Genomic DNA, 21,844 nt, shown 5'->3' with positions numbered 1-21,844 from the left:
TTCAGACCCGGTAGGCCACCGATTTCATCAGTTTCGAGGCCAATGCCATCACCCGCGGGATCGGTTGCGGCAGGATCTTGGCGCCGGCGGCTTCGGCGTGCTCGGCGTGGCGCGCTTCGTCGTCCTTCATCGTGCGCAGGATGGCGCGGCTGCGGCCGTCGGCCTCCGGCAGGGTCTGCAGGTGTTCTTGCAGGTGCGCCTCGACCTGGCGCTCGGTCTCGACCACGAAGCCCAGGTTCCAGCCATCGCCGCGCAACCCGGCCAATGCGCCGATCGCGTAGCTGCCGGCGTACCACAGCGGGTTGAGCAGGCTGGGGCGGCTGTCCAGCTCGCGCAGGCGGTCCGCGCACCAGGCCAGGTGGTCGGTTTCTTCCTGCGCGGCGGCCAGCAACTGTTCGCGGGTGGCGGGATCGCGGGCGACCGCGGCCTGGCCGATGTACAAGGCCTGCGCGCAGACCTCGCCGACGTGGTTGATCCGCATCAGGCCGGCGGCGTGGCGGCGTTCGGCCTCGTCCAGGACCACCTCGGGGGTGGATTCGCCGGGGTTGGCGCGCTCGGCGCGCGGGCGGCCGGCCACGGTGGACAGGGCGTTCTGCGCCGAGTCCAGCAGGCGGTCGAGCGGGCTCAGGATGCGCGAAGTCGACATGCGGCCATTCTAGGCCGCCGGGGAGCCGGCTTGCACGAACCCGCTGCCCGGGCTATCATCCCGCTCCTTTCGCGCCGCATTCTCGTCAGAGATGCCCATTGGGCCGCGCCGGAAGAACAACGCGAGGCGACGTTCCGCAGCCGGGCATCCGGTTTCGAAACCAGCCCGACCATGCACCCCGTAGAAGAGTTCCCATGAAGACTTTCATCGCCAAGAACGAGACCGTCCAGCGCGACTGGTACGTCGTCGACGCCGAGGGCAAGACCCTGGGTCGCCTGGCCGCAGCACTGGCCTACCGCCTGCGCGGCAAGCACAAGCCCGTTTTCACCCCGCACGTCGATACCGGCGACTACCTCGTCGTGATCAACGCCGAGAAGATCGCGGTGACCGGCAAGAAGCTGCAGGACAAGATGTACCACCGCTTCACCGGCTACGTCGGCAACCTGAAGACCGAATCCCTGCAGCAGGCGCTGGAGCGCCACCCGGAGCGCGTGATCGAGATCGCGGTCAAGGGCATGCTGCCGAAGAACACCCTGGGCCGCGCGATGTACCGCAAGCTCAAGGTCTACAAGGGCTCCGAACACCCGCACGCTGCTCAGCAGCCGCAGACGCTGGACATCTGATCATGGCGATTACCCAGAATTACGGCACCGGCCGTCGCAAGTCCTCCACCGCCCGCGTGTTCCTGCGCAAGGGCAGCGGCAACATCACCGTCAACGACCGTCCGCTGGACGAGTTCTTCGGCCGCGAGACCGCGCGCATGATCGTGCGCCAGCCGCTGGAGCTGACCAAGCACGTCGAGACCTTCGACATCCTCGTCACCACCACCGGCGGCGGCACCACCGGCCAGGCCGGCGCGATCCGCCTGGGCATCGCCCGCGCGCTGGTCGAGTACGACGAAACCCTGAAGGGCGAGCTGCGCAAGGCCGGTTTCATGACCCGCGATGCGCGCGAAGTCGAGCGCAAGAAGGTCGGCCTGCACAAGGCACGCCGCGCCACCCAGTTCTCGAAGCGTTAATGGTTTCGTTGCGCCGGTCCTCGCGGCCGGCGTTACAATCCGCTGCATAGCCCCGTCGCCAAGCGGTAAGGCACCTGACTCTGACTCAGGCATTCGGTGGTTCGAATCCATCCGGGGCTGCCATACAACGACGAAACCCGCCGCAAGGCGGGTTTCGTCGTTTCGGCATGCGCATTCGCCATGCCCGCCGTGGCGACGCGATGCGACAATGCCGCTCTTCGCCGGAGGTGCCATGGTCGCCAGTTTCCCCGCCCCCTATGCCGCGCTGGACGGCCTCGACCGGGCCTTGCGCACGCGCGGCTACGCGGTGCTGGCCCCCGATGCGGTGGCGGCGCTTGCCGGCGTGGATCGGGCCGAACTCGCAGCGCTGACCCCGAGCTGGGACGACCTGCGTCCGGACGAATACCTGAAGGACGGCGGCCGCTACCGCAAGCGCCGGCATTCCTGCTTCGTCGCCGAGGACGGCGCGTTGCGGCAGGTGCCGCACCGCATGCACTGGCAGTCGCTGGACTACAACGCCCTGCACGGCGGCATGCAGCGCTGGTTCGAGCCGATGGACGCGGCGGTGGTGGCGCAACCGGCATGGGCGAAGCTGCTGCTGGCGCTGGCGCAGGTGTGCTCCGCGCGCATGCCGGTGCCGCGTTGGTCGATCGAAGCCCACCAGTTCCGCATCGACACCGCCGATGGCCTGGGCCGGCCGACGCCGGAGGGCGCGCATCGCGATGGCGTCGATTTCGTCGCGGTGCTGCTGGTCGCGCGCGAGGGCATCAAGGGCGGGGAAACCCGGGTGTTCGAGGCCAACGGCCCGGACGGCCAGCGCTTCACCCTGAGCGAGCCGTGGTCGCTGCTGCTGCTGGACGATGCGCGGATGATCCACGAGTCCACCCCGATCCAGCCGCTGGGCGCGTACGGGCATCGCGACACGCTGGTGCTGACGTATCGCGCGGCGGGTTTCCAGGGCGATGGCTGACGCGATCCGCGCCGGCAATATCGTTACAATTGCAACTATCGCAACGAAGCAGATACCGAGGTCGTCATGAAGCTGGGTTCACTCAAGGAAGGCGGGCGCGACGGCACCCTGGTCGTGGTCTCGCGCGACCTCGCCAAGGCGGTGCGCGCCACCGGCATCGCGCCGACCCTGCAGCGCGCGCTGGAAGACTGGGAAAGCGCCGCGCCGCGCCTCAACGCGCTGTCCGATGCGCTCAACGACGGCAGCGCCGACGGCGTGTTCGACCTCGACATGCAGGCGCTGGCGGCGCCGCTGCCGCGCGCCTACGAATTCGTCGACGGCAGCGCCTACCTGCCGCACGTGGCGCGCGTGCGCCGCGCGCGCGGCGCCGAGGTGCCGGAGAGCTTCTACGTCGACCCGCTGATGTACCAGGCGGTCAGCGCTGGCTTCTACGGCCCGCGCGATGCGGTGAAGGTGGTCAGCGAGGATTACGGCATCGACCTCGAGGCCGAGATCGTGATCGTCACCGACGACGTGCCGATGGCGGTCACGCCGGAACAGGCGGCATCGCACATCCAGCTGGTCGGCCTGGTCAACGACGTCTCGCTGCGCAACCTGATCCCGCCGGAGTTGGCCAAGGGCTTCGGCTTCCTGCAGTCCAAGCCGCGCAGCGCGCTGAGCCCGGTGTTCGTGACCCCGGACGAACTCGGCGATGCCTGGCAGGGCAACAAGCTGCACCTGCCGCTGCTCACCCACATCAACGGCGAATGGTTCGGCGCGCCGGAAGCGGGCGTGGACATGCAGTTCGACTTCGCCCAGCTGGTCGCGCACGCGGCGAAGACGCGGCCGCTGTCGGCCGGCACCATCGTCGGCTCCGGCACGGTGGCGAACGAGGACACCTCGCTCGGCGCGTCCTGCTTCGCCGAACGGCGCACGGTGGAAACCCTGCGCGACGGCAAGCCGTCCACGCCGTTCATGAGTTTCGGCGACACGGTGCGCATCGAGGTGCTGGACCGTGACGGCGCCAGCATTTTCGGCGCGATCGAGCAACGCATCGAGCGCCAGCCCGCGGACTGACCGCACGGGCGGTCGCAACGGGCCGGCGAACGGTCGTTCGTGCAGTGGGTGCGGCCGCTAATGTGCCGCGACGGGGATCATGCGAAAAGGCGGATGGGGATCCGATGAGCGAACCGCTGCAGCTGTATTCGTACTGGCGCTCGAGCGCGGCGTACCGCGTGCGCATCGGCCTCAACCTGAAGGGGCTGGCCTACGACATCGTGCCGGTGCACCTGCTGCACGACGGCGGCCAGCAGCATTCGGCCGAATACCGCGGCATCAACCCGCAGCAGCTGGTCCCGGTGCTCGGGCACGGCCACCGGCGCCTGAGCCAGTCGTTGGCGATCCTGGAATACCTCGACGAGATGTGGCCGACGCCGGCGCTGCTGCCGAGCACCGCGCGCGAGCGCCAGCGCGTGCGCGCGCTGGCCTTGCTGGTGGCCTGCGACATCCACCCGCTCAACAACCTGCGCGTGCTGCAGTACTTCGAGCAGGAATGGAACGTGCCGCAACCCGAGCGCGACGAATGGGTGCGGCACTGGATCGTCGAAGGCCTGTCCGCCGCGGAGGCGATGGTCGCCGACCATCCCTCGACCGGGACCTATTGCGAAGGCAACACGCCGGGCATGGCCGACTGCTGCCTGGTGCCGCAGCTCTACAACGCGCGCCGTTTCGGCGTGGACATGGCGCGCTTCCCGGCCCTGCAGCGGATCGAGGCGGCCTGCCTGGAGCTGCCCGAGTTCGATGCCGCGCGCCCGGAGCGACAGCCCGACGCGCCCGAGAAGGCCCGCTGACCCGGCCTCAGTGCGCGGCGCCGGCGTTGAACACGTCGGCGTAGGGGTCGTGCTCGCCGCTGGAGCCTTCGGACAGGCGGAACTTGAGGGCGAGGCCATCGCGCGAATCCGCGGCCTTCAGCGCCTCCTCCATCTCGATCTTGCCTTCCTTGTACAGGCGGAACAGGCACTGGTCGAAGCTCTGCATGCCGTCTTCCAGCGACTCTTCCATCGCGATCTTGATTTCGTGGACCTGGCCGCGGCGCAGCAGGTCGCGGATCATCGGCGTGTTGATCAGGACCTCCGCGGCCGGCAGGCGGCGGCCGTCGAGGCCGACCACCAGGCGCTGGCTGACCACCGCCTTCAGGTTCAGCGCCAGGTTCATCAGCACGTTCTTGTGCGCGCCCTCGGGGAAGAAGTTGAGGATGCGCTCGATGGTCTGGTCGGCGTTGTTGGAGTGCAGGGTGGCCAGGCAGATGTGGCCGGTCTCGGCGAAGGCGATCGCCGCCTCCATGGTGGTGGCGTCGCGGATTTCGCCGATCAGGATCACGTCCGGCGCCTCGCGCATCGCGTTCTTCAGCGCGGCGTGGAAGCTGTGGGTGTCGAGCCCGACCTCGCGCTGGTTGACGATCGACTTCTTGTGCCGGTGCAGGTATTCGATCGGATCCTCGATGGTGAGGATGTGGCCGGAGGTGGTGGTGTTGCGGTGGTCGATCATCGAGGCCAGCGTGGTCGACTTGCCGGCGCCGGTGGAGCCGACGATCAGCACCAGCCCGCGCGGCGCCATGATGATGTCCTTCAGCACCTGCGGCAGCTGCAGCTCCTCGATGCTGGGGATGTCGCTGCGGATCGCGCGGATCACCATGCCGACTTCGCCGCGCTGCTGGAACACGTTGACGCGGAAACGGCCGGACCCGGCCACCGCGATCGCCATGTTCAGCTCCAGCTCGCGCTCGAATTCGGCGATCTGGCGTTCGTCCATCAGCGAATAGGCCACCTTCTTCGACATCCCCGCCGGCAGCGGCGCGCTGCCCAGCGCGATCAGCTCGCCCTCGACCTTGATGTTCACCGGCGCGCCGGAACTCAGGAACATGTCCGAGGCGTTCTTTTCCGACATCAGCTTGAGGAAGTAGTCGATATCCATCGTCAGCCCCGTTCGTTGCCGGCGATTTGCGCATGCGCCGCCGGATTCCCACAATGACCGCACGCCACCACGCACGATCCCCTTATGCGCAAAAGCTTCGCACACTTCCTGACAACGCGGCACGCGGCCGCCTGCGGCCTTGCGATGGCGCTCGCGCTCGCCGGTTGCGCCAGCCTGCCGCCGCCCGACGCAGAGCTGGACGCGGCGCAGCAGGCCGTGGCGCGCGCCGACGCGGCCGATGGCGACCAGTACGCCGCGCCGCAGCTCGCGCAGGCGCGCGCCGGCCTTGCCCGCGCGCAGGCGGCGATGGCCCGCGGGCGCGAGGATGAAGCCCGCGCTGCCGCCGTCGCGGCCACCGCCGATGCCGACCTCGCGCACGTGCTCAGCCGCGCGGCGGTGACCCGCGCCGAGTTCGGCCAGCAGCAGGCGCAGATCGCCGAATTGCGCGGCCGCCTGCAGATCGAAGCGGCGGAGGCCGTGCAGAACCCGCTGGACGCCTTGCCGGCCGCCGCGCCCGCAGCGCAGCGCCTGCAATTGCTGGATGCCGACACCCGCCTGAACCCCTTCGCCCAGTACGAGCGCCTGCAGGCGCGCCAGGCGCTGGCGGCCGCACAGGCGGCCGGCAAGCGCGAACGCCTCGCCGCCGAGCAGCTGGCGGAACGCCGGGTCGGCATCGCCGAACAGGCGGCGCGGATCGAAGCCGCGCGCCGCGTGATCGATGGCATGGAGCGCGAGCGCAGCGAGCTGCTGGTGGAAGCCAGCCGTCGCGACGCCGAGCGCGCCCGTGCCGAAGCCGAGCGCCTGCGGATGGAAGCGCAGGTGCAGGCCGAGGAAGCCGCGCGCCTGCGCGCGCAGGCGGAACAGGCCGAAGCGGTGCTGGACACCGCGCAGATCGACCAGGGCGCGCGGGTGGCCGCCGCGCGCGAGAAGGAGGCCGCGCTGGCGCGACAGGAAGCCGAACTGGTGGCAGGCGCCAAGCTGCCGCCGTCGCGCAAGGGCGAGCAGGGCGAGGTGTTCACCCTCGCCGGCGACGCGTTCGCGTCCGGGCAGGCGCAACTGACCGCGAAGGCCGCGGCCAGCGTGCAGGCGTTGGGCATCTACCTGAAGGCCTTGGGTGCCGGCAGCGCGCAGGTGCTGGGGCATACCGACAGCCAGGGCGAGGCCGACGCCAATCGCGCCTTGTCGCAGCGTCGCGCCGACGCGGTGAAGGCCGGCCTGGCGGATGCGGGCTACAGCCGCAGCCGGATCAGCGCGCAGGGCGAGGGCGAGGACGCCCCGGTGGCCGACAACACGACCGCCGCCGGGCGCGCGAAGAACCGCCGGGTGGAGATCGTGGTTGCGAATTAACCCAATGAAAACATGCGGTTAACGGGAATCCAAGATTCGCTGCAGGCGCTGCCGACCGTTCGTCGCCTGCACTTGCGGAGCTGAAAACGCAGGCGTAGTGTCGGTGATCCAGATGGCGCGTCATCCGCAACAACCATCTGGCCGGAGATCGGCCGATGCATGAGCTGCTCGACAATTCGGAGACCGCCGCCGCAAGCCAGGATCGCGGCGGCCTGTCCGGAGGCCGAGGCCGCATCGCATCCCAGGACCCAAGCCTTTCCCGTACGCCCCGCGCTGCACGCAGCCGGGGCGTACGCGTTTCCGCACCCATGGTTTTTGCGGTCCGCGGCATCGCGGATCGCGCATTCCGGCAGGCCCCACCTGCCACCACCCGCGCCGCCCCGGCCTGTCCGGCCGGGCTCCGCATCGTTGAAACCGAAGGAGGTTTCCATGTTCGAAGGACAACCGCAGGCGGAACTCGAAGCGATGATGAAAGCCAGCCCCGAGTTCCGGCAGCTCTACTACCGGCACCAGGAACTGGACAAGCAGGTGCTGGACGCCGAACTGGGCGTGCTGCCGCTGGACGACGCCACCCTCGGCCAGATGAAGCGCGAGAAACTGCACGCCAAGGATCGCCTGATCCGGATGTACGACAGCACGCATTGAAGCCTCGCCACGGGCGGTGGCCGGCCTTCCTGTCGGCCGCCGCCGCCCGTTCGCGCGCCAGGCCGTTGCCGTCCGGGACTCGCCGGGCCGGCTGGTAGAATCGCCGGCTCGACGTCCAAGCCAACCGGGCCCCGCATGGCGATCCACGATTCCATCCTCGAACTGGTCGGCGATACCCCGATCATCCGCGCGCGCAATCTCGATACCGGCCCCTGCACGCTGTACCTTAAGCTGGAAAGCCAGAACCCGGGCGGCTCGATCAAGGACCGCATCGGCCTGTCGATGATCGAGGCCGCCGAGCAGCGCGGCGACATCCAGCCCGGCGACACCCTGGTCGAAGGCACCGCCGGCAACACCGGCATCGGCCTGGCCCTGGTCGCCCAGCAGAAGGGCTACAAGCTGATCCTGGTCGTGCCCGACAAGATGTCGCGCGAGAAGATCTTCAACCTCAAGGCGATGGGCGCGCAGGTGGTGCTGACCCGCAGCGACGTCGCCAAGGGCCATCCCGACTATTACCAGGACATGGCCGCGCGGATCGCGCGGGAAACGCCGGGCGCCTACTTCATCAACCAGTTCGGCAACCCGGACAACCCGGCCGCGCACGAATTCGGCACCGGCCCGGAACTGCTGGCGCAGCTCGGCGGCCAGCTGGACGCCATCGTGTTCGGCTGCGGCAGCAGCGGCACCATGACCGGCCTGTCGCGCTTCCTCGCCAAGGCATCGCCCGCGACCGAGCTGATCCTGGCCGATCCGGTCGGTTCGATCCTGGAGGAATACATCAACCGCGGCACGCTGAGCGAAAAATCCGCCAGTTGGATGGTGGAGGGCATCGGCGAGGATTTCCTGCCGCCGATCTCCGACTTCACCCGGGTCAAGCAGGCCTACGCGATCACCGACAAGGAAAGCTTCCTGACCGCGCGCGAGCTGCTGGAGAAGGAGGGCATCCTCGGCGGTTCCTCCACCGGCACCCTGCTTGCCGCCGCGCTGAAGTACTGCCGCGCGCAGACCGAGCCGAAGACCGTGCTTACCTTCGTCTGCGACACCGGCAACAAGTACCTGTCGAAGATGTACAACGACTACTGGATGCTCGACAACGGCTTCCTGGAGCGCGACCAGCACGGCGACCTGCGCGACCTGATCCTGCGCCCGTTCGCCGCGCGCGATACGGTGGTGGTCGGTGCGAACGATCTGCTGGTCACCGCGTGGCAGCGCATGAAGCTGTACGACGTCTCGCAGCTGCCGGTGATGGACGGCGACAGGATCATCGGCATCGTCGACGAGTCCGACGTGCTGCTGCACGTATACGGCGACGAGGCGCGTTTCCGCGATCCGGTTTCGACCGCGATGGTCAGCAAGCTGGACAAGGTCGACGTGCGCGCGCCGATCGAATCGCTGCTGCCGGTGTTCGACCGCGGCCACGTCGCCATCGTGATGGACGGCGAGAAGTTCCTCGGCCTGATCACCCGCATCGACCTGCTCAATTTCCTGCGCCGCCGCGTGCAGTGAGGATGCATCCGTGGCGATGATCGCATGCGCGAGCCCGCCGCCGGGGAGACGCCAAGTCGCTCCCCGATACTCGCTTTGTTGGCGTCTCCCCGGCGGCGGGCTCGCGCTCGAGTACTCCCGCTGGCGTGCGATTCCACTTTCACTTCCACGAAGATTCTTCCCATGACCAGCAAGCGCGACGACCTCGGCCTCGGTACCCTGGCTATCCACGGTGGCCAATCGCCCGATCCGACCACCGGCGCGGTGATGCCGCCGATCTACGCCACCAGCACCTATGCGCAGTCCAGCCCAGGCGTGCACCAGGGCTTCGAATACTCGCGCACCCATAACCCCACGCGCTTCGCCTACGAGCGCTGCATCGCCGCGCTGGAAGGCGGCAGTCGCGGTTTCGCCTTTGCATCGGGGCTGGCCGCGACCTCGACCCTGCTGGAATTGCTCGACAGCGGCGACCACGTGATCGCGATGGACGACCTCTACGGCGGCAGCTACCGCCTGTTCGAGCGCGTGCGCAAGCGCAGCGCGGGACTGTCGTTCTCGTTCGTCGACCTCACCGATCCGGCGCAGTTCGAAGCCGCGATCACGCCGAAGACCAGGCTGGTCTGGATCGAAACCCCGACCAACCCGTTGCTGAAGATCGTCGACATCGCCGCGATCGCCGCCATCGCGAAGCAGCATGGCCTGCTGGTCGCGGTCGACAACACCTTCGCCTCGCCGATCCTGCAGCGCCCGCTCGAGCACGGCGCCGACATCGTCATGCATTCGGCCACAAAATATCTCAACGGCCATTCCGACATGGTCGGCGGCATGCTGGTGGTCGGCGCCAACGACGAACTCGGGGAACAGCTCGCGTTCCTGCAGAACTCGGTCGGGGCGGTGCAGGGCCCGTTCGACAGCTTCCTCGCCCTGCGCGGTCTTAAGACATTGCACCTGCGGATGAAGGCGCATTGCGAGAATGCACAGGCGCTGGCCGAATGGCTGCAAGGCCACGACGGAGTGGCCGAGGTGATCTACCCGGGCCTGGCCTCGCATCCGCACCACGCGCTGGCGGCGAAGCAGATGGATGGCTTCGGCGGCATGCTGTCGATCCGCCTGCAGGGCGGGTATGAGGCTGCCAGGCGCTTCTGCGAGCGACTCGAGCTGTTCACCCTGGCCGAATCGCTCGGCGGCGTGGAATCGCTGGTCAACCATCCCGCGGTGATGACCCATGCCTCGATCCCGCCGGCGCGCCGCGCCGAACTCGGCATCGGCGATGAACTCGTGCGCCTGAGCGTGGGCATCGAAGCACTCGATGATCTGCGTGCGGACGTGGCGCAGGCGCTGGCCTGACCCCGCTGTTTCAAGCGTCGTAGCGGATGCCGTAACGCTCGCGCATGTCGCGCAGTTCATTGCGCATCAGCCAGCGCAGCAGGCGCGCGCTCGGGCCATCGCGCGGTATCGGGGAATAGTCGCCGGCGAACACCGTTTGCGCGCGTAGTTCGCCATCGACCGGTTCGATCCGCAGGAACGCGCAGGCCTTGCGCAGGGTGCCGGTCGGGTCGTCGCGAAGCTCCCGGTTGGACAGCAGCAGCACCTGCTCGCGCGGAAAGTGCGCATGCAACGCGTCGAGCTGGCGAGCGTAGTCGCCGCGCAGGCGATAGCCGTGCCGGCGCAACGGCGATTCGCGCGAGAAATCCTCCGCATGCCCGCGCAACCGCCAGCGTTCCAGCAGCAGGGCCGGCCATAGCGGCCAGTGCTCCTTGCCGCGCTGGCGCTCCATGTGGAACTGCGACAGCGCGCGCTCGACCGGGTCGCGCAGCAGCACGATCCAGCGCATTGCCGGGTTGTAGCGGGCGATGCGTGCGACCACGCGCGGGTGGACCAGGTAGAACGGCGTGGCGTCGCCATGCAGGGCGCCCGCATCATCGTGTCCGTCGAAGTGGCCCGCGTAGCGCTGGTCGAGCTGCGCCGGCGTCCAGCGTTCGTCGAAATCCGGCGCGTCGAACACGTGTGCTTCCTTGCCGGTCGGCAGGCGCAGACGCGGGTGCAAGCCCAGGTACTGCGCCAGCGCGCTGGTGCCGGCTTTCTGCACGCCGCCGACCAGGAAGCGGACCAGCGGCTCAGCTGCGGTCGTCATCGCTGGCCAGTCGCTGCACGACGACGTCGGCGGGCAACGGGAACAGGCCGCTGAAGCGTTCGATGGAATTTTCCACCACCTCGAACGACAGGTCGGACTCGTAGCGGCACAGCACGCGACGATGGTGCTGGTGCCGATCCGGCGCCTGCACCAGCCGCGCCCGCACCCGATAGATGCCGCGCGCCAGCTCGGCGCGGAACGCGATGCGCAGCCGCAGGTGTTGCGCGCCGTCGTTGCCGTCGGGCAGGCGGATGCGACGCCCGCTCAGCGGCACGCCGCGTTCGTCGAGGATGTCGACGATGCAGGCGGCATCCGCCAGCGCCGCACGCAGTTCGAGGTCCGCGTCGATTTCGACCGCGTCGCCGTAGTTGAGCGCGAGGTGGCGCGCGCCGCCGGGGAAGGCCAGCCCAAGCACGCCGCCATCCTCGCTGCGGAAGCCTTCGGCGATGCGGATCGGCTTGGGCTGGCCTTCCTGCGTGGCTTTCGCATGCACGCGGAACAGGTATTCCTCGATCACTTCCTCGGGTGCGCCCAGCATCGCCATGCGGCCGTTCTCGAGCAGGATCCCGCGCTGGCAGAACGCGCGCAGCGCGTTGAGGTCGTGGCCGACGAAGAGCAGGGTGGTGCCGCGCGCCAGGATCTGCTGGATGCGGGTCATCGCCTTGGCCTGGAAGGCGGCGTCGCCGACCGCCAGCGCCTCGTCCACGATCAGGATGTCCGGGTCGACATGCACCTGCACCGAGAAGGCCAGGCGCACGGCCATGCCCGAACTGTAGGTCTTGACCGGCTGTTCGATGTAATCGCCGATGTCGGCGAAGGCGATGATGTCGCCGATGATCGCGTCGATGCGGGTCCGTTCCAGGCCGAGGATCGCGCCGTTGATGTAGATGTTCTCGCGGCCGGTCAGTTCCGTGTTGAACCCGGAGCCGAGTTCCAGCAGCGCAGCGATGCGGCCATGGGTATCGACGGTGCCCGACGTGGGCGGGAGCACGCCTGCGATGATCTGCAGCAGGGTGCTCTTGCCGCTGCCGTTGAGCCCGACGATGCCCAGCGCTTCGCCGCGGCGCAGCTCGAAGCTGATGTCGTGCAGGGCTTCATGGATGTGGATGCGCCGGTGCGCCGATGCGTGCAGGCGTGCGGCCACGCGCGGCAGCGGCCGCGCCAGCAGCGAGCCCACGCGGTGCAGCAGGGGCACGATCAACCGTTGCGAAGGGCTGGCCCAGGTGCGGAAGACCTTGCTGACGCCGGCCACCCGGATGGCGGGGTGTTCATCGGCGGCGATATGGGCAGCGGGCATCGAATGCATGCGCGATCAGGCGTGGCGCGCATTGTACGTCCCGCGGTGCAGGGCACGACCAAAAAAAAACGGGCGGCCCGGAGGCCGCCCGTCAATACAGCAGGTGTTGCTTAACGCTTACGGCTGCGGGTAGACGCAGTTGGTCGGCAGGCTGCCGTCCATACCCGGGTTGCCGCACTCGTCGGTGGTGCCACCGGCCGGGCCGTCATTGGCGTCCGGACCGCCCGGTTCGCCGGTCCAGTTGCCGTCACCGCGGAAGTCAGGCTCGTATTCCTGGACGAAGTCGGACGGACGCTGACCAGCTTCGTTGCCCCAGGTGCCTTCGGCGAAGTCGCGGTCGATCTGCTCGCCGCGGGTATCGCTGTCGGTGATATTGGTCAGGACGCGCGGCAGGGCGCTGTTGACCAGGCTGGTGGCGACCAGGCCCGGGAACTCGGCGGTCACAATCGCACGCCACTTGCCATCGGTCGGAGCACCCCAAGCGCCGACAGCGCCGTTGGTGCCGTTCTCGAGGTCGGCGGCATCCAGCTGCACGGACTTGCCAGCTTCAACCCACACGCGAACCTGCGACGCGCCGTGAACGCCGGCGTTGTCGATGCCTTCCAGCGAGACGTAACCGTCGGTGGCGCTGCGGTTGGTCAGGCGGATGAAGCTGCGCTGGGTGGTGTTGCTGCCCGGGTTGATGGTGAAGATTTCCATCGTCGAGCCGTTGTAACGCAGCGGCAGCAGGTCGCAGTGGTTGCCGCCGGCATCCGGGTCGGTGTAGGTCTTGGAGCCCACGCCGTTGGCGATACCGTTGGTCGGGTAGTTGTCGGTCGCATCACCCGGAGCGGAACCACTGGCCGGGTACATGCCCGAACGGTAGAACGTGGTGGTGACGTGGTTGTTGTGGTCGTCGATGACGATGTCTTCATCCACGAAGCCGCAGACGGTCAGGTTCTGGGTGCCGGTGCCGGTGGCATTCGGACCGTTGATCATGCCGGCCTGGTCGGCGTTGTAGATGAAGGTCACGGTGGTGCCGCTGATCGTGCCCTGGTCCACAATGGTGCCGCTGGCGCAGGTGCCGTCGACCAGATAGACGTCGTCGTTGTTGCCGATGTTGTCGAACGCATTCCAGTCGTTGCTGCCCTGGGCGTCGATCACGGTCTTGAACACGTCGGCCACGCCGTTCTGCAGGTTGCCCGCGCCCCAGAACTGGAAGCTGGCCACGCTGTTGTCGCCCAGGGTCACGTCGCCCAGGTCGATGACCTGCGAGTTGTAGTCGTCCGGGCTCTGCACGCTGCCGCCCGAGGAATCCACCGCCGAACCCAGGCGGCCGTCCCAGCTGAAGCGGGTCTTCGGCATCTGGACTTCGTTGAAGTCGTCGGCCACATCGATGTACTTGTCCACTTCCGAACCGTTCGGGGTGGCGCAGGCATTGACGGCGCGGGTGCTCTGCAGGATGCGCTGGTTCTTGGTCGAGCCGGCGAAGCGGCTGTCGTTGGTGGCGTTGACCATCCAGAATTCGGCGTCAACCTTGCCGGTGCCGCCGTTGTAGGCCGCCTGCGCGAACTCGTTCAGGCTGGTCAGGCGCGCGTTGCGCCAGCGCAGCAGGATGCCCGGACCCGGATTCGGCGGGTTGAGCAGCAGCGGGCTGAGGCGGAACGAAGCGGTACGGCCGCCGTCGTAGTAGCCGTCGAACACCACGGTCCAGAAACCGACCAGGGACGGATCCAGGATCAGGTCAGCCGGGTTCGGCGCGGTGGTGGAGAACAGGGCGCCGTCGGTGGTGTCCGAGCAGATGTTGGCGCCGCTCGGGTACTGCACGTTCGGGTTGTCGACGCAGTTGTTGCGGTTCAGCTTGACGCGAACGGTGAAGCCGGTGGTGACCTGCACGGCGTTGTCCGGGAGCTGGATGTCGAACACCAGGTCTTCGGTCATCGTCCAGTTGTAGTTGGTCGCAACCAGCATTTCGTAGGAAACGACTTCCGCCGTATCCAGGTCGGCCTGCACCGCGATCGAGTTGGCGGTGTTGGTGCCGGTGTCGTCAGGCGCAGAAACGCCGTTGATCTGCTTCAACGTACCGTAGTTGTAGGCCGCAGCGCCGCCGGCCAAGCCCAAGCCGGCCACCAGGGCAACGGCGAGGACGTTCTTCTTCATGCTAGACATGTCTAACTAACTCCTGTCAGTTGGTAAAGCGGAATGACGCAACTTGCTCCGATTGCAGGCCCTAGCCCGGTACCAGGAGGCAGGGCCCCCAGCAACCGGCTTCTTCCAGGTGTTGCAGTCTTGGAATTTCAAACGGATCAGGCGCCGACCGTCGGCCAGACGCAGTTCCCCCTACTCCCCTGGTTGATCAAGTTGCGGTGCGGACGCTAACGCAAGGTTAAGGTACCGTCAATCCCTGCGTTGTGAATGGCTTGGAAGACTGAGCGAAAGTCGCGTCATATCCTGCCCCAAGCGGATGCAGTTGACGCGTTACGTCAGGTTGGAACCCATTCAGCTTCGAACTGCCGAGGCTTGGCACGGAACCGCTAGACTGCGCACCCCATTGGCGGGGATCGGATCTTGCCATCCGTCCGTCTGTCGCCGCCAGCCTGCCGCCGATCCGGAGCCCCGCCTGACGTGCTGACCACCCTTGCCCACCCCTGGCGGCATGAGGCCCTGATCCGCATCCTGGCCTGGCGGGAGATCAGTGGGCGCTACCGCGGTTCCCTGCTGGGGTCGCTCTGGCCCCTGCTGACTCCTTTGCTGATGCTGGGTGTCTACACCCTGGTGTTCGGGGTGATCGCCCCGACCCGCTGGCCAGGGGCTCAGGAACAGGGCATCGGCATGTTCGCCTTGCGCCTGCTGGCCGGCATGGTGGTGCATGGCCTGCTGGCGGAGGTGCTGTCGCGCGCGCCGACGCTAGTTACCAGCCAGCCGAACTACGTCACCAAGGTGGTGTTCCCGCTGGAAGCGCTGGGCTGGGTCAGCCTGCTCACGGCGCTGTTCCATACCGCGATGGCCCTGCTGGTGCTCATCGTGCTCAATGGCGTGCTGGGGACCGGCCTGTCGTGGTCGTTGCTGGCCCTGCCGGCGATCCTGTTGCCGTATGCGCTGTTGCTGCTCGGGCTGGCGTGGTTGATCGCCGCGCTGGGGGTCTACCTGCGCGACCTGGCCCAGCTGGTCGGGCCGCTGGTGATGATGACGATGTTCCTGGGCCCGGTGTTCTATCCGCGCCAGGCCATGCCCGTTGCCGCCCAGCCCTGGCTGGCGGTCAATCCGATCACGATCCCGGTCGAGCAGGCGCGACGCGCGCTGTTCGAGGCGCAGTGGCCGCAATGGGACGTTCTGGCGCAGTATTCGCTGGTCGCCATGGCCGTGTACCTGTTCGGCCTGTGGGCGTTCTCCAAGCTCAAGAAAGGATTCGCAGATGTCCTCTGACGCCGCATTGCGGGCCGCCCCGCGCGACCGCCTGCTGGGCGAGCTGTTGCTCGATGCCGGGCTGGTCGGCGCCGCCGACCTCGAGCGCGGGCTGGCCCTGCAGCAGAAGATCGGCGGGCGCATCGGCAGTGTGCTGATGCGGATCGGTGCGGTCAGCGAGGACAACCTGCTGCAAGTGCTCAGCCGCCAGCTTGGCCTGCCGGTAATGGGCTTCGAGGTGCCCGCCCCGGACGAAGACATGGCGCGCCTCACTGCGGTGCAGGCGCCTGCGGGGATCGATTGGTTGCTGGATCAACAGGTCCTCGTGTGGCCGGGCGAAGGCAGCGACCTGTTCTGCGCCGCGCGCGACCCGCTGTTGCCGGCCTTGCGCGAGGCGATGCGGCATGCCTACCCGGGGCGCCGGATACATTGGTGCCTGTGCCGCGCGCAGGACCTGGAGCGCATGCTGGACGGGCTCGCCCACCACGCACGTGCCGACGAATGGGGTGGCGGCGACGAGCAGCAGCTGCGCGCGATGGCCGAGGAGGCGCCGGTCGTCGAACTGGTCAGCAACCTGATGGCGCAGGCGGTCGAGCAGCGCGCCTCCGACATCCACCTGGAACCCGAGGAGCGCATCTTCGCGGTGCGCTTCCGCATCGACGGCGTGCTGCACACCCGCCTGCAATTGCCGCGCGACCGTTTCGACGCGGTGGCCTCGCGCCTCAAGCTGATCTCCGGCATGGACATCGCCGAACGCCGCCTGCCGCAGGACGGCCGTTTGTCGACGCGCGTCGGCGGCCAGGAAATGGATATCCGTGTGTCCGCGCTGCCGGGCGTGCATGGCGAATCGATCGTGATGCGCCTGCTGCCGAAGGAGCGCAAGGAGCTCGGCCTCGAGAAGCTCGGCTTCGAGTCCGACCACCTGGCGATGATGAAGGAATGGACCGCGGAGGCGAACGGCATCGTGCTGGTCACCGGTCCGACCGGTTCCGGTAAATCCACGACCTTGTATGCATCGCTGGCCGCGGCCAACGACGGCTTGAAGAAGATCATCACGGTCGAGGATCCGGTCGAATTCCAGTTGCCGGCGATCACCCAGATCCAGGCCCACCCGGACATCGGCCTGACCTTCGCCAACGCGCTGCGTTCGATCCTGCGCCAGGATCCGGACGTGATCATGATCGGCGAAATCCGCGACCTCGAGACCGCGGAAATCGCGGTGCAGGCCGCGCTCACCGGCCACCTTGTATTGAGCACGCTGCATACCAACGATGCGATCAGCGCGTTCACCCGCCTGATCGACATGGGCGTGGAGCCCTTCCTCGTCGCCACCCCGATCCGCGCAGTGCAGGCGCAGCGCCTGGTGCGCCGGCTGTGCACGCAATGCGCGCGTCCGCACGCGGTGCCGGCGCAGATCGAGGCCGAGGCCGCGGTGTTCGCGCACAAGGTGTTGCCGGGCATGGCGCCGCGCTGGATGGAAGCGGTGGGCTGCGCGCACTGCATGAACACCGGTTATCGCGGCCGCCTCGGCATCTACGAAATGGTGCCGGTGACGGAGGCGATGCAGCACCTGATCGTCAGCGGCGCCAGCGTCAACGACATGAAGAAGCTGGCGCGCGACGAAGGCCATCGCTTCCTGCGCGACGACGGCCTGCTGAAGGCGTGGCAGGGACTGACCACGGTGGAGGAAGTGCTGCGCGTCGCCGGCAGCTGAGTTCCGCATGCCCCGTTACCACTATCAAGCCTTGAACGCCGAGGGCATCAGCCTGGAAGGCATGCTCCGCGCCAACAACGAACGCGAGGCCGCGCGCGCGCTGGAGCGGCGTGGCCTGTCCGTGATCGAGGTGCGTTCCGGCGAAGCCGGCGGCGGCAAGGAGCGTCGCGGCCGCCTGCGCAGCGCCGACGTGATCCTCGCGCTGCAGGAACTGGCGACGATGCTGACTTCAGGCGTGTCGATCGCCGACGCGGTCGGCAGCCAGGCGCTGGGTGCGCATCACCCGCGCATCGTCGCTGCGTTCGCCGGCATGTCGCGCGACCTGCAGCGTGGCCAGGCGTTCTCCGCCACGCTGGCGAAGTGCGGCTTGCCCTTGCCCGAATACGTGGTGCAACTCGCGCGCGCCGGTGAACTCACCGGCGAGCTCGGCAAGGCACTGCACGATGCGGGCGTGCAGATGGAATACGAACAGCAATTGCGCAACGAAATGCGCAATGCGCTGATCTATCCGGCGGTACTGGTGGTTGCCGGCGTCGCCGCGGTGGCGATCATGTTCATCTTCGTGGTGCCGAAGTTCGCCTCGCTGCTGCAGCAGGCCAAGGACCTGCCGTTGCTGGCGTGGGTGGTGCTCGCGTTCGGTACCTGGACGCGCGAACACTTCTGGCTGCTGCTGTTGATGGTCGGCGCGGTCGCGGCCGCCGCGACCTGGGCGCTGCGCAAGCCGGAGCTGCGCGCGCAGGCGCTGGACACGCTGTCGGGCTGGCCGGTGGTCGGGCCGTGGCTGGTCGAGGCCGACACCGCGCGCTGGGCCAAGGTGCTGGGTGCGCTGCTCGGCAACAAGGTGCCGTTGATGCGCGGGCTCGAGCTGGCGCAGTCCGGCCTGCAACTGCCGCAACGCCGTGCGCGCATGGGCGAGGTCACCCGTGCGGTGCGCGGTGGTTCCTCGCTCGCCGATGCGCTGGAGGACCACGACGCGCTGACCGCCACCGGCTACAACCTGGTCCGGGTCGGCGAGCGTTCCGGCAAGCTGGCATCCATGCTGGATTCATTGGCGCGGCTGTATGAAGAGGCGGGGCGCAACCGCATGAAGCGCGTGCTGATCCTGCTGGAGCCGATCGCCATCCTGGTGATCGGCAGCATGATCGGCACCATCATCCTCGGCGTGATCCTTGCGATCACCAGCGCCAACGACCTCGCCGTCTAGTCGCACGCACAGCTCGCAACGCAACCATTTCAGGGGCACCAACGATGCAACGTCGCCGCATTCCCGCCGTTCCGCGCGCCATTCCGCGCCAAGCCGGCTTCACCCTGCTCGAGATGATCGTGGTACTGGTCATCATCGGCCTGATCATGGGCCTGGTCGGTCCGCGCCTGTTCGGCCAGGCCGACAAGGCCAAGGTGCAGACCGCGGGTACCCAGATCAAGATGCTCGGCGGCGCGTTGCAGACGATGCGCCTGGACATCAGCCGCTGGCCGACCGAAGCCGAAGGCCTGGCCCTGTTGACCACCAAGCCCGCCGGCGACCTCAACGGGTGGGCTGGCCCCTACCTGGATGAAGCGGTGCCGAACGATCCGTGGGGGCATCCGTACCAGTATTCCCCGCAACCCAGTGGCACCCAGCCGTACACGCTGTACTCCTGGGGTGCCGACGGCGTGCCGGGCGGCGAGGGTCAAAATGCCGACCTTGGCCACCTGCCCGATGGCGGCACGGCTGATGCCGCGAATTCCGCCGCACCTGCCAACTGACGCCGCTCGCATATGCGGCACCGCGGCTTCACGCTGCTAGAGATGATCGTGGTGCTGGCCATCCTCGGCCTTGCCACCGCGCTGGTTGCGCCATCGGCCCTGCGCGGCATCGATAGCTGGCGCCGCCGGGCCGAACTGGATTCGCTGCTCGACCAGATCCGTGCCCTCCCCGGCAATGCGCGGGCCAGCGGCAGGGCGATCGTGCTCAGCGATGGCGCATTGAAGTCGAAGGATGCGCCGTTGCGCATCGCCAGCGGCTGGACGCTCAGCGTGCCGACGCCGTGGAAAGTGAACGCCAACGGCGTCTGCTTGGGGGGGCAGGTCAGCATCGGCAACAGCTACGGCAGCCGCACGATCGTGGTGGCTGCGCCGTTCTGCGACCCGATCCTGCGCCCGTGATGCACCGTTCGACCAGGCCGGCATCGCGCCGCGGCGTGCGCGGCTTCACGCTGCTGGAAGCCATCGTCGCGCTGGTGGTGTTCAGCCTCGGCGCGTTCGCGTTGTACGGGTGGCTGTCGACCAACGTGATCACCCTCAACCGCATCCGCGATCGCCAGCAACTCGAAGTGGCGATGGATTCCACGCTCGACCTGATCCGCCGCAGCAATCCGATGGAAACCCCGACCGGCCAGCGCAAGGTGGGCGACTTCGTCGTGACCTGGACCAGCACGCCGGTGGAGCCGCCCAAGACCGGCGTGGACCAGTCCGGCGGGCCCAGCATCTTCATGGTCGGGTTGTACGACCTCGAGGTGCGGGCCACCCGCGATGGCCGGGAGCTGCATGCATTCCATGTCCGCCAGGTCGGCTGGAAGCAGGTGCGCACGATGGACGACTTATGAGCAGGCGGCGATCCGGCGGCTTCACCCTGATGGAAATGCTGGTCACCCTGATGCTGGTGTCGTTCGCGACCATGCTGATGTTCCAGATGCTCGGCAGCTATCGCATCGCCCGCGAGCGCGTGCAGGGGCAGGCCGGCATCATCGATCGCCAGGCCTTGTTCCATGACTGGTTCCGCGACAGCGTGCACGGCCTGTTCATCGCCGAAGGCTTGCGGTTCGCCGGCGAGCGCACGCGCTTCCGCGGCACCAGCCTGAACCCGCTGTACGCGGCGGAGGGAAGTCCGACCGAGGTGGAGTGGTCGATCGTGCAGTCTGGCGACAGGACCGCCATCGCCTATTCCGAAGACGGGGTCGAACGCTGGCGATTCCGCCTGGCGCAAGCCGATGTCGCGGGCTTCACGTATCTCGACGAGGCGGGCAAGGCGTCCCCGACCTGGCCGCCGGAACGCGGCCTGCAGGATGCCGGGCCCACCTTGCCTGCGGTGGTGGTGCTGACGCGGACGGATCGTGGGCGCGAGCGCATGCAGGCTGCGGCCGTGCTGGGGCCGCTGAAGCCGCCGGTACGGTTCTACGGCGACGAGGAACTCAAATGAGCGGGCGCTCGCGCGGGTTCGTGCTGGTGCTGGTGCTGGCGATGCTGGTGGTGCTGTCGCTGCTTGCCGGCGGCATCGCCGCGACCACTGCCCGTCTGGCCGAACAGTCGCAGCAGCGTGCGCAGCGCATGCAGGATGCGGTGGACATGGCCAGCACGCGGGCGAACGTGCTGTACCTGCTCAGTACCCAGCGGATGACCGTGGGCGGGCTGACCGTGGACAAGCTGGTCTCGTTCGGCAGCGATGGCGTGCGCGAGATCCAGTCGGACGCGGATCTCGAATCCAGCCTGCCGATCGGCAACGAGATCGCATTGGATGCGCGCAACTACCGCGGCCTCGGCGATACCCGCTTCGCGATCCAGGACGACTACGGCCTGTTCGGGGTCAACTGGAACCCGCCATGGATGCTCAAGCGCCTGCTTGACCAAGGCAAGCGTGCGGGAGGCCTGCCGGCGGAAGTCCTGATCAACCGCTTGCTGGATTACCAGGACAAGGACGACCTGTACCGGCTCAACAGCGCCGAGGCGGACGGTTACCGCAAGGCGGGGCTGCGCCCACCCACCAACCGCCCGCTGGCGACGCCGATGGAATTGATGCGGGTGATGGGATGGACAGAGGCGCTTGGCTTCCTGTCGCCCGCGGAAATCAGCGACACCATCTCCAGCGACAACGTCGCCGTGGTGAACGTGAACACCGCGCCGCCGCGCGTGCTGCGCACCATCGATGGGCTCGACGAGGACATGGCGGCGCGCGTGGTGGCCTTCAGGAAAACGCAACCATTCCTGACTGAGGTGGCGTTTTTCGAGTTCCTCGGCCTGCAAAAATCGGCAGAAGCGCCGATCGCTGTGTATCCTGCCATGTCCGGCACTCTGAAGCTGTGGCCTTCGCATGGGGGACAGGTGGGACTGGTGCACTGGACCCTGACCCCGATCGAGAACGGGGGTCGCCCCTGGCGTGAGGACTATGAGCTCATCCAATCCCAAGCCCCCGCTTCGGATTCCGTTGCGTACCCGGTTCGCTCGCGGCTTTTCGCCAAGCCGGTGGCTGCGCGGGACTGACGGGCTGCAGCAGCTC

General features: G+C 67.8%; 22 protein-coding genes and 1 tRNA gene. 18 read left to right on the top strand and 5 right to left on the bottom strand.

Translation table 11 applies throughout. From position 1 onward, the window contains the following. Position 1 precedes the first annotated feature (1 nt). Positions 2 to 646 (bottom strand): 2-polyprenyl-3-methyl-6-methoxy-1,4-benzoquinone monooxygenase, encoded by a 645-nt coding sequence (gene coq7, locus FHQ07_RS06340; protein ID WP_139716013.1) that lies wholly within the window; start codon positions 644 to 646, stop codon positions 2 to 4. Positions 647 to 840: 194 nt separating this feature from the next. On the opposite strand from coq7, the gene rplM reads away from it, so the two are divergent. The 6 genes from rplM to maiA all read left to right on the top strand — a co-directional run bounded on the left by rplM (position 841) and on the right by maiA (position 4,463). Continuing rightward, positions 841 to 1,269 carry a 50S ribosomal protein L13 gene (gene rplM, locus FHQ07_RS06335; RefSeq protein ID WP_139716012.1) on the top strand — a complete coding sequence of 143 codons (429 nt, stop codon included), beginning with the start codon at positions 841 to 843 and terminating at the stop codon, positions 1,267 to 1,269. A gap of 2 nt (positions 1,270 to 1,271) precedes the next feature. Beyond that, positions 1,272 to 1,664 carry a 30S ribosomal protein S9 gene (gene rpsI / locus FHQ07_RS06330; protein ID WP_139716011.1) on the top strand — a complete coding sequence of 131 codons (393 nt, stop codon included), beginning with the start codon at positions 1,272 to 1,274 and terminating at the stop codon, positions 1,662 to 1,664. A 48-nt stretch (positions 1,665 to 1,712) separates the two neighbouring features. After that, positions 1,713 to 1,787, top strand: a tRNA-Gln gene (locus FHQ07_RS06325). Positions 1,788 to 1,896: 109 nt separating this feature from the next. After that, complete coding sequence (locus FHQ07_RS06320; RefSeq protein ID WP_168191484.1) at positions 1,897 to 2,634, top strand: 2OG-Fe dioxygenase family protein; 738 nt, start codon at positions 1,897 to 1,899, stop codon at positions 2,632 to 2,634. Positions 2,635 to 2,700: 66 nt separating this feature from the next. Further along, positions 2,701 to 3,690: a fumarylacetoacetate hydrolase family protein gene (locus tag FHQ07_RS06315; protein ID WP_139716009.1), complete on the top strand. Its 990-nt coding sequence runs from the start codon at positions 2,701 to 2,703 to the stop codon at positions 3,688 to 3,690. Positions 3,691 to 3,794: 104 nt separating this feature from the next. After that, a complete protein-coding gene (maiA, locus tag FHQ07_RS06310; RefSeq protein WP_139716008.1) occupies positions 3,795 to 4,463 on the top strand; it encodes a maleylacetoacetate isomerase in 669 nt (222 codons plus the stop codon). Between the two features lie 7 nt (positions 4,464 to 4,470). Here the strand turns inward: maiA and FHQ07_RS06305 are convergent, their stop codons facing one another. Further along, positions 4,471 to 5,586: a PilT/PilU family type 4a pilus ATPase gene (locus tag FHQ07_RS06305; protein WP_168191483.1), complete on the bottom strand. Its 1,116-nt coding sequence runs from the start codon at positions 5,584 to 5,586 to the stop codon at positions 4,471 to 4,473. Positions 5,587 to 5,670: 84 nt separating this feature from the next. On the opposite strand from FHQ07_RS06305, the gene FHQ07_RS06300 reads away from it, so the two are divergent. The 4 genes from FHQ07_RS06300 to FHQ07_RS06285 all read left to right on the top strand — a co-directional run bounded on the left by FHQ07_RS06300 (position 5,671) and on the right by FHQ07_RS06285 (position 10,410). Then, positions 5,671 to 6,933 carry an OmpA family protein gene (locus FHQ07_RS06300; RefSeq protein ID WP_139716007.1) on the top strand — a complete coding sequence of 421 codons (1,263 nt, stop codon included), beginning with the start codon at positions 5,671 to 5,673 and terminating at the stop codon, positions 6,931 to 6,933. A gap of 429 nt (positions 6,934 to 7,362) precedes the next feature. Then, positions 7,363 to 7,578, top strand: coding sequence for an HP1242/YdcH family protein (locus tag FHQ07_RS06295; protein WP_139716006.1), 216 nt, complete (start codon positions 7,363 to 7,365; stop codon positions 7,576 to 7,578). A gap of 135 nt (positions 7,579 to 7,713) precedes the next feature. After that, positions 7,714 to 9,084, top strand: coding sequence for a pyridoxal-phosphate dependent enzyme (locus tag FHQ07_RS06290; protein WP_139716005.1), 1,371 nt, complete (start codon positions 7,714 to 7,716; stop codon positions 9,082 to 9,084). A gap of 162 nt (positions 9,085 to 9,246) precedes the next feature. Then, positions 9,247 to 10,410 carry a cystathionine gamma-synthase gene (locus tag FHQ07_RS06285; RefSeq protein ID WP_139716004.1) on the top strand — a complete coding sequence of 388 codons (1,164 nt, stop codon included), beginning with the start codon at positions 9,247 to 9,249 and terminating at the stop codon, positions 10,408 to 10,410. Positions 10,411 to 10,420: 10 nt separating this feature from the next. Here the strand turns inward: FHQ07_RS06285 and FHQ07_RS06280 are convergent, their stop codons facing one another. The 3 genes from FHQ07_RS06280 to FHQ07_RS06270 form a co-directional block, all read right to left on the bottom strand. Continuing rightward, positions 10,421 to 11,197, bottom strand: coding sequence for a sulfotransferase family protein (locus FHQ07_RS06280; protein WP_139716003.1), 777 nt, complete (start codon positions 11,195 to 11,197; stop codon positions 10,421 to 10,423). After that, a complete protein-coding gene (locus tag FHQ07_RS14340) occupies positions 11,181 to 12,494 on the bottom strand; it encodes an ABC transporter ATP-binding protein (RefSeq protein ID WP_168191482.1) in 1,314 nt (437 codons plus the stop codon). Before FHQ07_RS14340 ends, FHQ07_RS06280 begins: the two co-directional genes overlap by 17 nt. A gap of 117 nt (positions 12,495 to 12,611) precedes the next feature. Beyond that, positions 12,612 to 14,633, bottom strand: coding sequence for a hypothetical protein (locus tag FHQ07_RS06270; protein ID WP_139716002.1), 2,022 nt, complete (start codon positions 14,631 to 14,633; stop codon positions 12,612 to 12,614). Between the two features lie 465 nt (positions 14,634 to 15,098). Between FHQ07_RS06270 and FHQ07_RS06265 the strand changes: the two genes are divergently transcribed. Genes FHQ07_RS06265 through FHQ07_RS06230 form a run of 8 tightly spaced genes read left to right on the top strand, consistent with a single transcriptional unit; the run spans position 15,099 to position 21,828 of the window. Further along, a complete protein-coding gene (locus FHQ07_RS06265; RefSeq protein ID WP_168191481.1) occupies positions 15,099 to 15,899 on the top strand; it encodes an ABC transporter permease in 801 nt (266 codons plus the stop codon). Then, positions 15,889 to 17,592, top strand: a complete 1,704-nt coding sequence (locus FHQ07_RS06260) for a GspE/PulE family protein (RefSeq protein ID WP_139716000.1) — start codon at positions 15,889 to 15,891, stop codon at positions 17,590 to 17,592. Before FHQ07_RS06265 ends, FHQ07_RS06260 begins: the two co-directional genes overlap by 11 nt. A gap of 7 nt (positions 17,593 to 17,599) precedes the next feature. Beyond that, the gene (locus FHQ07_RS06255) at positions 17,600 to 18,796 is read left to right on the top strand and encodes a type II secretion system F family protein (RefSeq protein ID WP_139715999.1); all 1,197 of its coding nucleotides are present in this window, start codon (positions 17,600 to 17,602) and stop codon (positions 18,794 to 18,796) included. A 44-nt stretch (positions 18,797 to 18,840) separates the two neighbouring features. Beyond that, complete coding sequence (gene gspG, locus FHQ07_RS06250; protein ID WP_139715998.1) at positions 18,841 to 19,338, top strand: type II secretion system major pseudopilin GspG; 498 nt, start codon at positions 18,841 to 18,843, stop codon at positions 19,336 to 19,338. A 42-nt stretch (positions 19,339 to 19,380) separates the two neighbouring features. After that, on the top strand, positions 19,381 to 19,737 hold the full coding sequence (locus FHQ07_RS06245) for a pilus assembly FimT family protein (protein WP_168191480.1): 357 nt from the start codon (positions 19,381 to 19,383) through the stop codon (positions 19,735 to 19,737). Continuing rightward, positions 19,737 to 20,177, top strand: coding sequence for a type IV pilus modification PilV family protein (locus tag FHQ07_RS06240; RefSeq protein WP_139715996.1), 441 nt, complete (start codon positions 19,737 to 19,739; stop codon positions 20,175 to 20,177). The genes FHQ07_RS06245 and FHQ07_RS06240 overlap by 1 nt, the downstream gene beginning before the upstream one ends. Continuing rightward, positions 20,174 to 20,770: a prepilin-type N-terminal cleavage/methylation domain-containing protein gene (locus FHQ07_RS06235; protein ID WP_139715995.1), complete on the top strand. Its 597-nt coding sequence runs from the start codon at positions 20,174 to 20,176 to the stop codon at positions 20,768 to 20,770. The genes FHQ07_RS06240 and FHQ07_RS06235 overlap by 4 nt, the downstream gene beginning before the upstream one ends. Beyond that, positions 20,767 to 21,828: a type II secretion system protein GspK gene (locus FHQ07_RS06230; protein WP_139715994.1), complete on the top strand. Its 1,062-nt coding sequence runs from the start codon at positions 20,767 to 20,769 to the stop codon at positions 21,826 to 21,828. Before FHQ07_RS06235 ends, FHQ07_RS06230 begins: the two co-directional genes overlap by 4 nt. The last annotated feature ends 16 nt before the right edge of the window (positions 21,829 to 21,844 follow it).

The sequence above is a fragment of the Thermomonas aquatica genome (assembly GCF_006337105.1).
Taxonomy (GTDB): Bacteria; Pseudomonadota; Gammaproteobacteria; order Xanthomonadales; family Xanthomonadaceae; genus Thermomonas; species Thermomonas aquatica.
The sequence above is the reverse complement of the archived record's forward strand: the minus strand, read 5'-3'. Positions and strand labels throughout refer to the sequence as shown.

What these genes read in the sequence shown, in the direction of transcription:
- coq7 (WP_139716013.1), bottom strand. Translation starts at nt 646, where the DNA reads ATGTCGACTTCGCGCATCCTGAGCCCGCTCGACCGCCTGCTGGACTCG.
- rplM (WP_139716012.1), top strand. Translation starts at nt 841, where the DNA reads ATGAAGACTTTCATCGCCAAGAACGAGACCGTCCAGCGCGACTGGTAC.
- rpsI (WP_139716011.1), top strand. Translation starts at nt 1,272, where the DNA reads ATGGCGATTACCCAGAATTACGGCACCGGCCGTCGCAAGTCCTCCACC.
- FHQ07_RS06320 (WP_168191484.1), top strand. Translation starts at nt 1,897, where the DNA reads ATGGTCGCCAGTTTCCCCGCCCCCTATGCCGCGCTGGACGGCCTCGAC.
- FHQ07_RS06315 (WP_139716009.1), top strand. Translation starts at nt 2,701, where the DNA reads ATGAAGCTGGGTTCACTCAAGGAAGGCGGGCGCGACGGCACCCTGGTC.
- maiA (WP_139716008.1), top strand. Translation starts at nt 3,795, where the DNA reads ATGAGCGAACCGCTGCAGCTGTATTCGTACTGGCGCTCGAGCGCGGCG.
- FHQ07_RS06305 (WP_168191483.1), bottom strand. Translation starts at nt 5,586, where the DNA reads ATGGATATCGACTACTTCCTCAAGCTGATGTCGGAAAAGAACGCCTCG.
- FHQ07_RS06300 (WP_139716007.1), top strand. Translation starts at nt 5,671, where the DNA reads ATGCGCAAAAGCTTCGCACACTTCCTGACAACGCGGCACGCGGCCGCC.
- FHQ07_RS06295 (WP_139716006.1), top strand. Translation starts at nt 7,363, where the DNA reads ATGTTCGAAGGACAACCGCAGGCGGAACTCGAAGCGATGATGAAAGCC.
- FHQ07_RS06290 (WP_139716005.1), top strand. Translation starts at nt 7,714, where the DNA reads ATGGCGATCCACGATTCCATCCTCGAACTGGTCGGCGATACCCCGATC.
- FHQ07_RS06285 (WP_139716004.1), top strand. Translation starts at nt 9,247, where the DNA reads ATGACCAGCAAGCGCGACGACCTCGGCCTCGGTACCCTGGCTATCCAC.
- FHQ07_RS06280 (WP_139716003.1), bottom strand. Translation starts at nt 11,197, where the DNA reads ATGACGACCGCAGCTGAGCCGCTGGTCCGCTTCCTGGTCGGCGGCGTG.
- FHQ07_RS14340 (WP_168191482.1), bottom strand. Translation starts at nt 12,494, where the DNA reads ATGCCCGCTGCCCATATCGCCGCCGATGAACACCCCGCCATCCGGGTG.
- FHQ07_RS06270 (WP_139716002.1), bottom strand. Translation starts at nt 14,633, where the DNA reads ATGAAGAAGAACGTCCTCGCCGTTGCCCTGGTGGCCGGCTTGGGCTTG.
- FHQ07_RS06260 (WP_139716000.1), top strand. Translation starts at nt 15,889, where the DNA reads ATGTCCTCTGACGCCGCATTGCGGGCCGCCCCGCGCGACCGCCTGCTG.
- FHQ07_RS06255 (WP_139715999.1), top strand. Translation starts at nt 17,600, where the DNA reads ATGCCCCGTTACCACTATCAAGCCTTGAACGCCGAGGGCATCAGCCTG.
- gspG (WP_139715998.1), top strand. Translation starts at nt 18,841, where the DNA reads ATGCAACGTCGCCGCATTCCCGCCGTTCCGCGCGCCATTCCGCGCCAA.
- FHQ07_RS06245 (WP_168191480.1), top strand. Translation starts at nt 19,381, where the DNA reads ATGATCGTGGTGCTGGCCATCCTCGGCCTTGCCACCGCGCTGGTTGCG.
- FHQ07_RS06240 (WP_139715996.1), top strand. Translation starts at nt 19,737, where the DNA reads ATGCACCGTTCGACCAGGCCGGCATCGCGCCGCGGCGTGCGCGGCTTC.
- FHQ07_RS06235 (WP_139715995.1), top strand. Translation starts at nt 20,174, where the DNA reads ATGAGCAGGCGGCGATCCGGCGGCTTCACCCTGATGGAAATGCTGGTC.
- FHQ07_RS06230 (WP_139715994.1), top strand. Translation starts at nt 20,767, where the DNA reads ATGAGCGGGCGCTCGCGCGGGTTCGTGCTGGTGCTGGTGCTGGCGATG.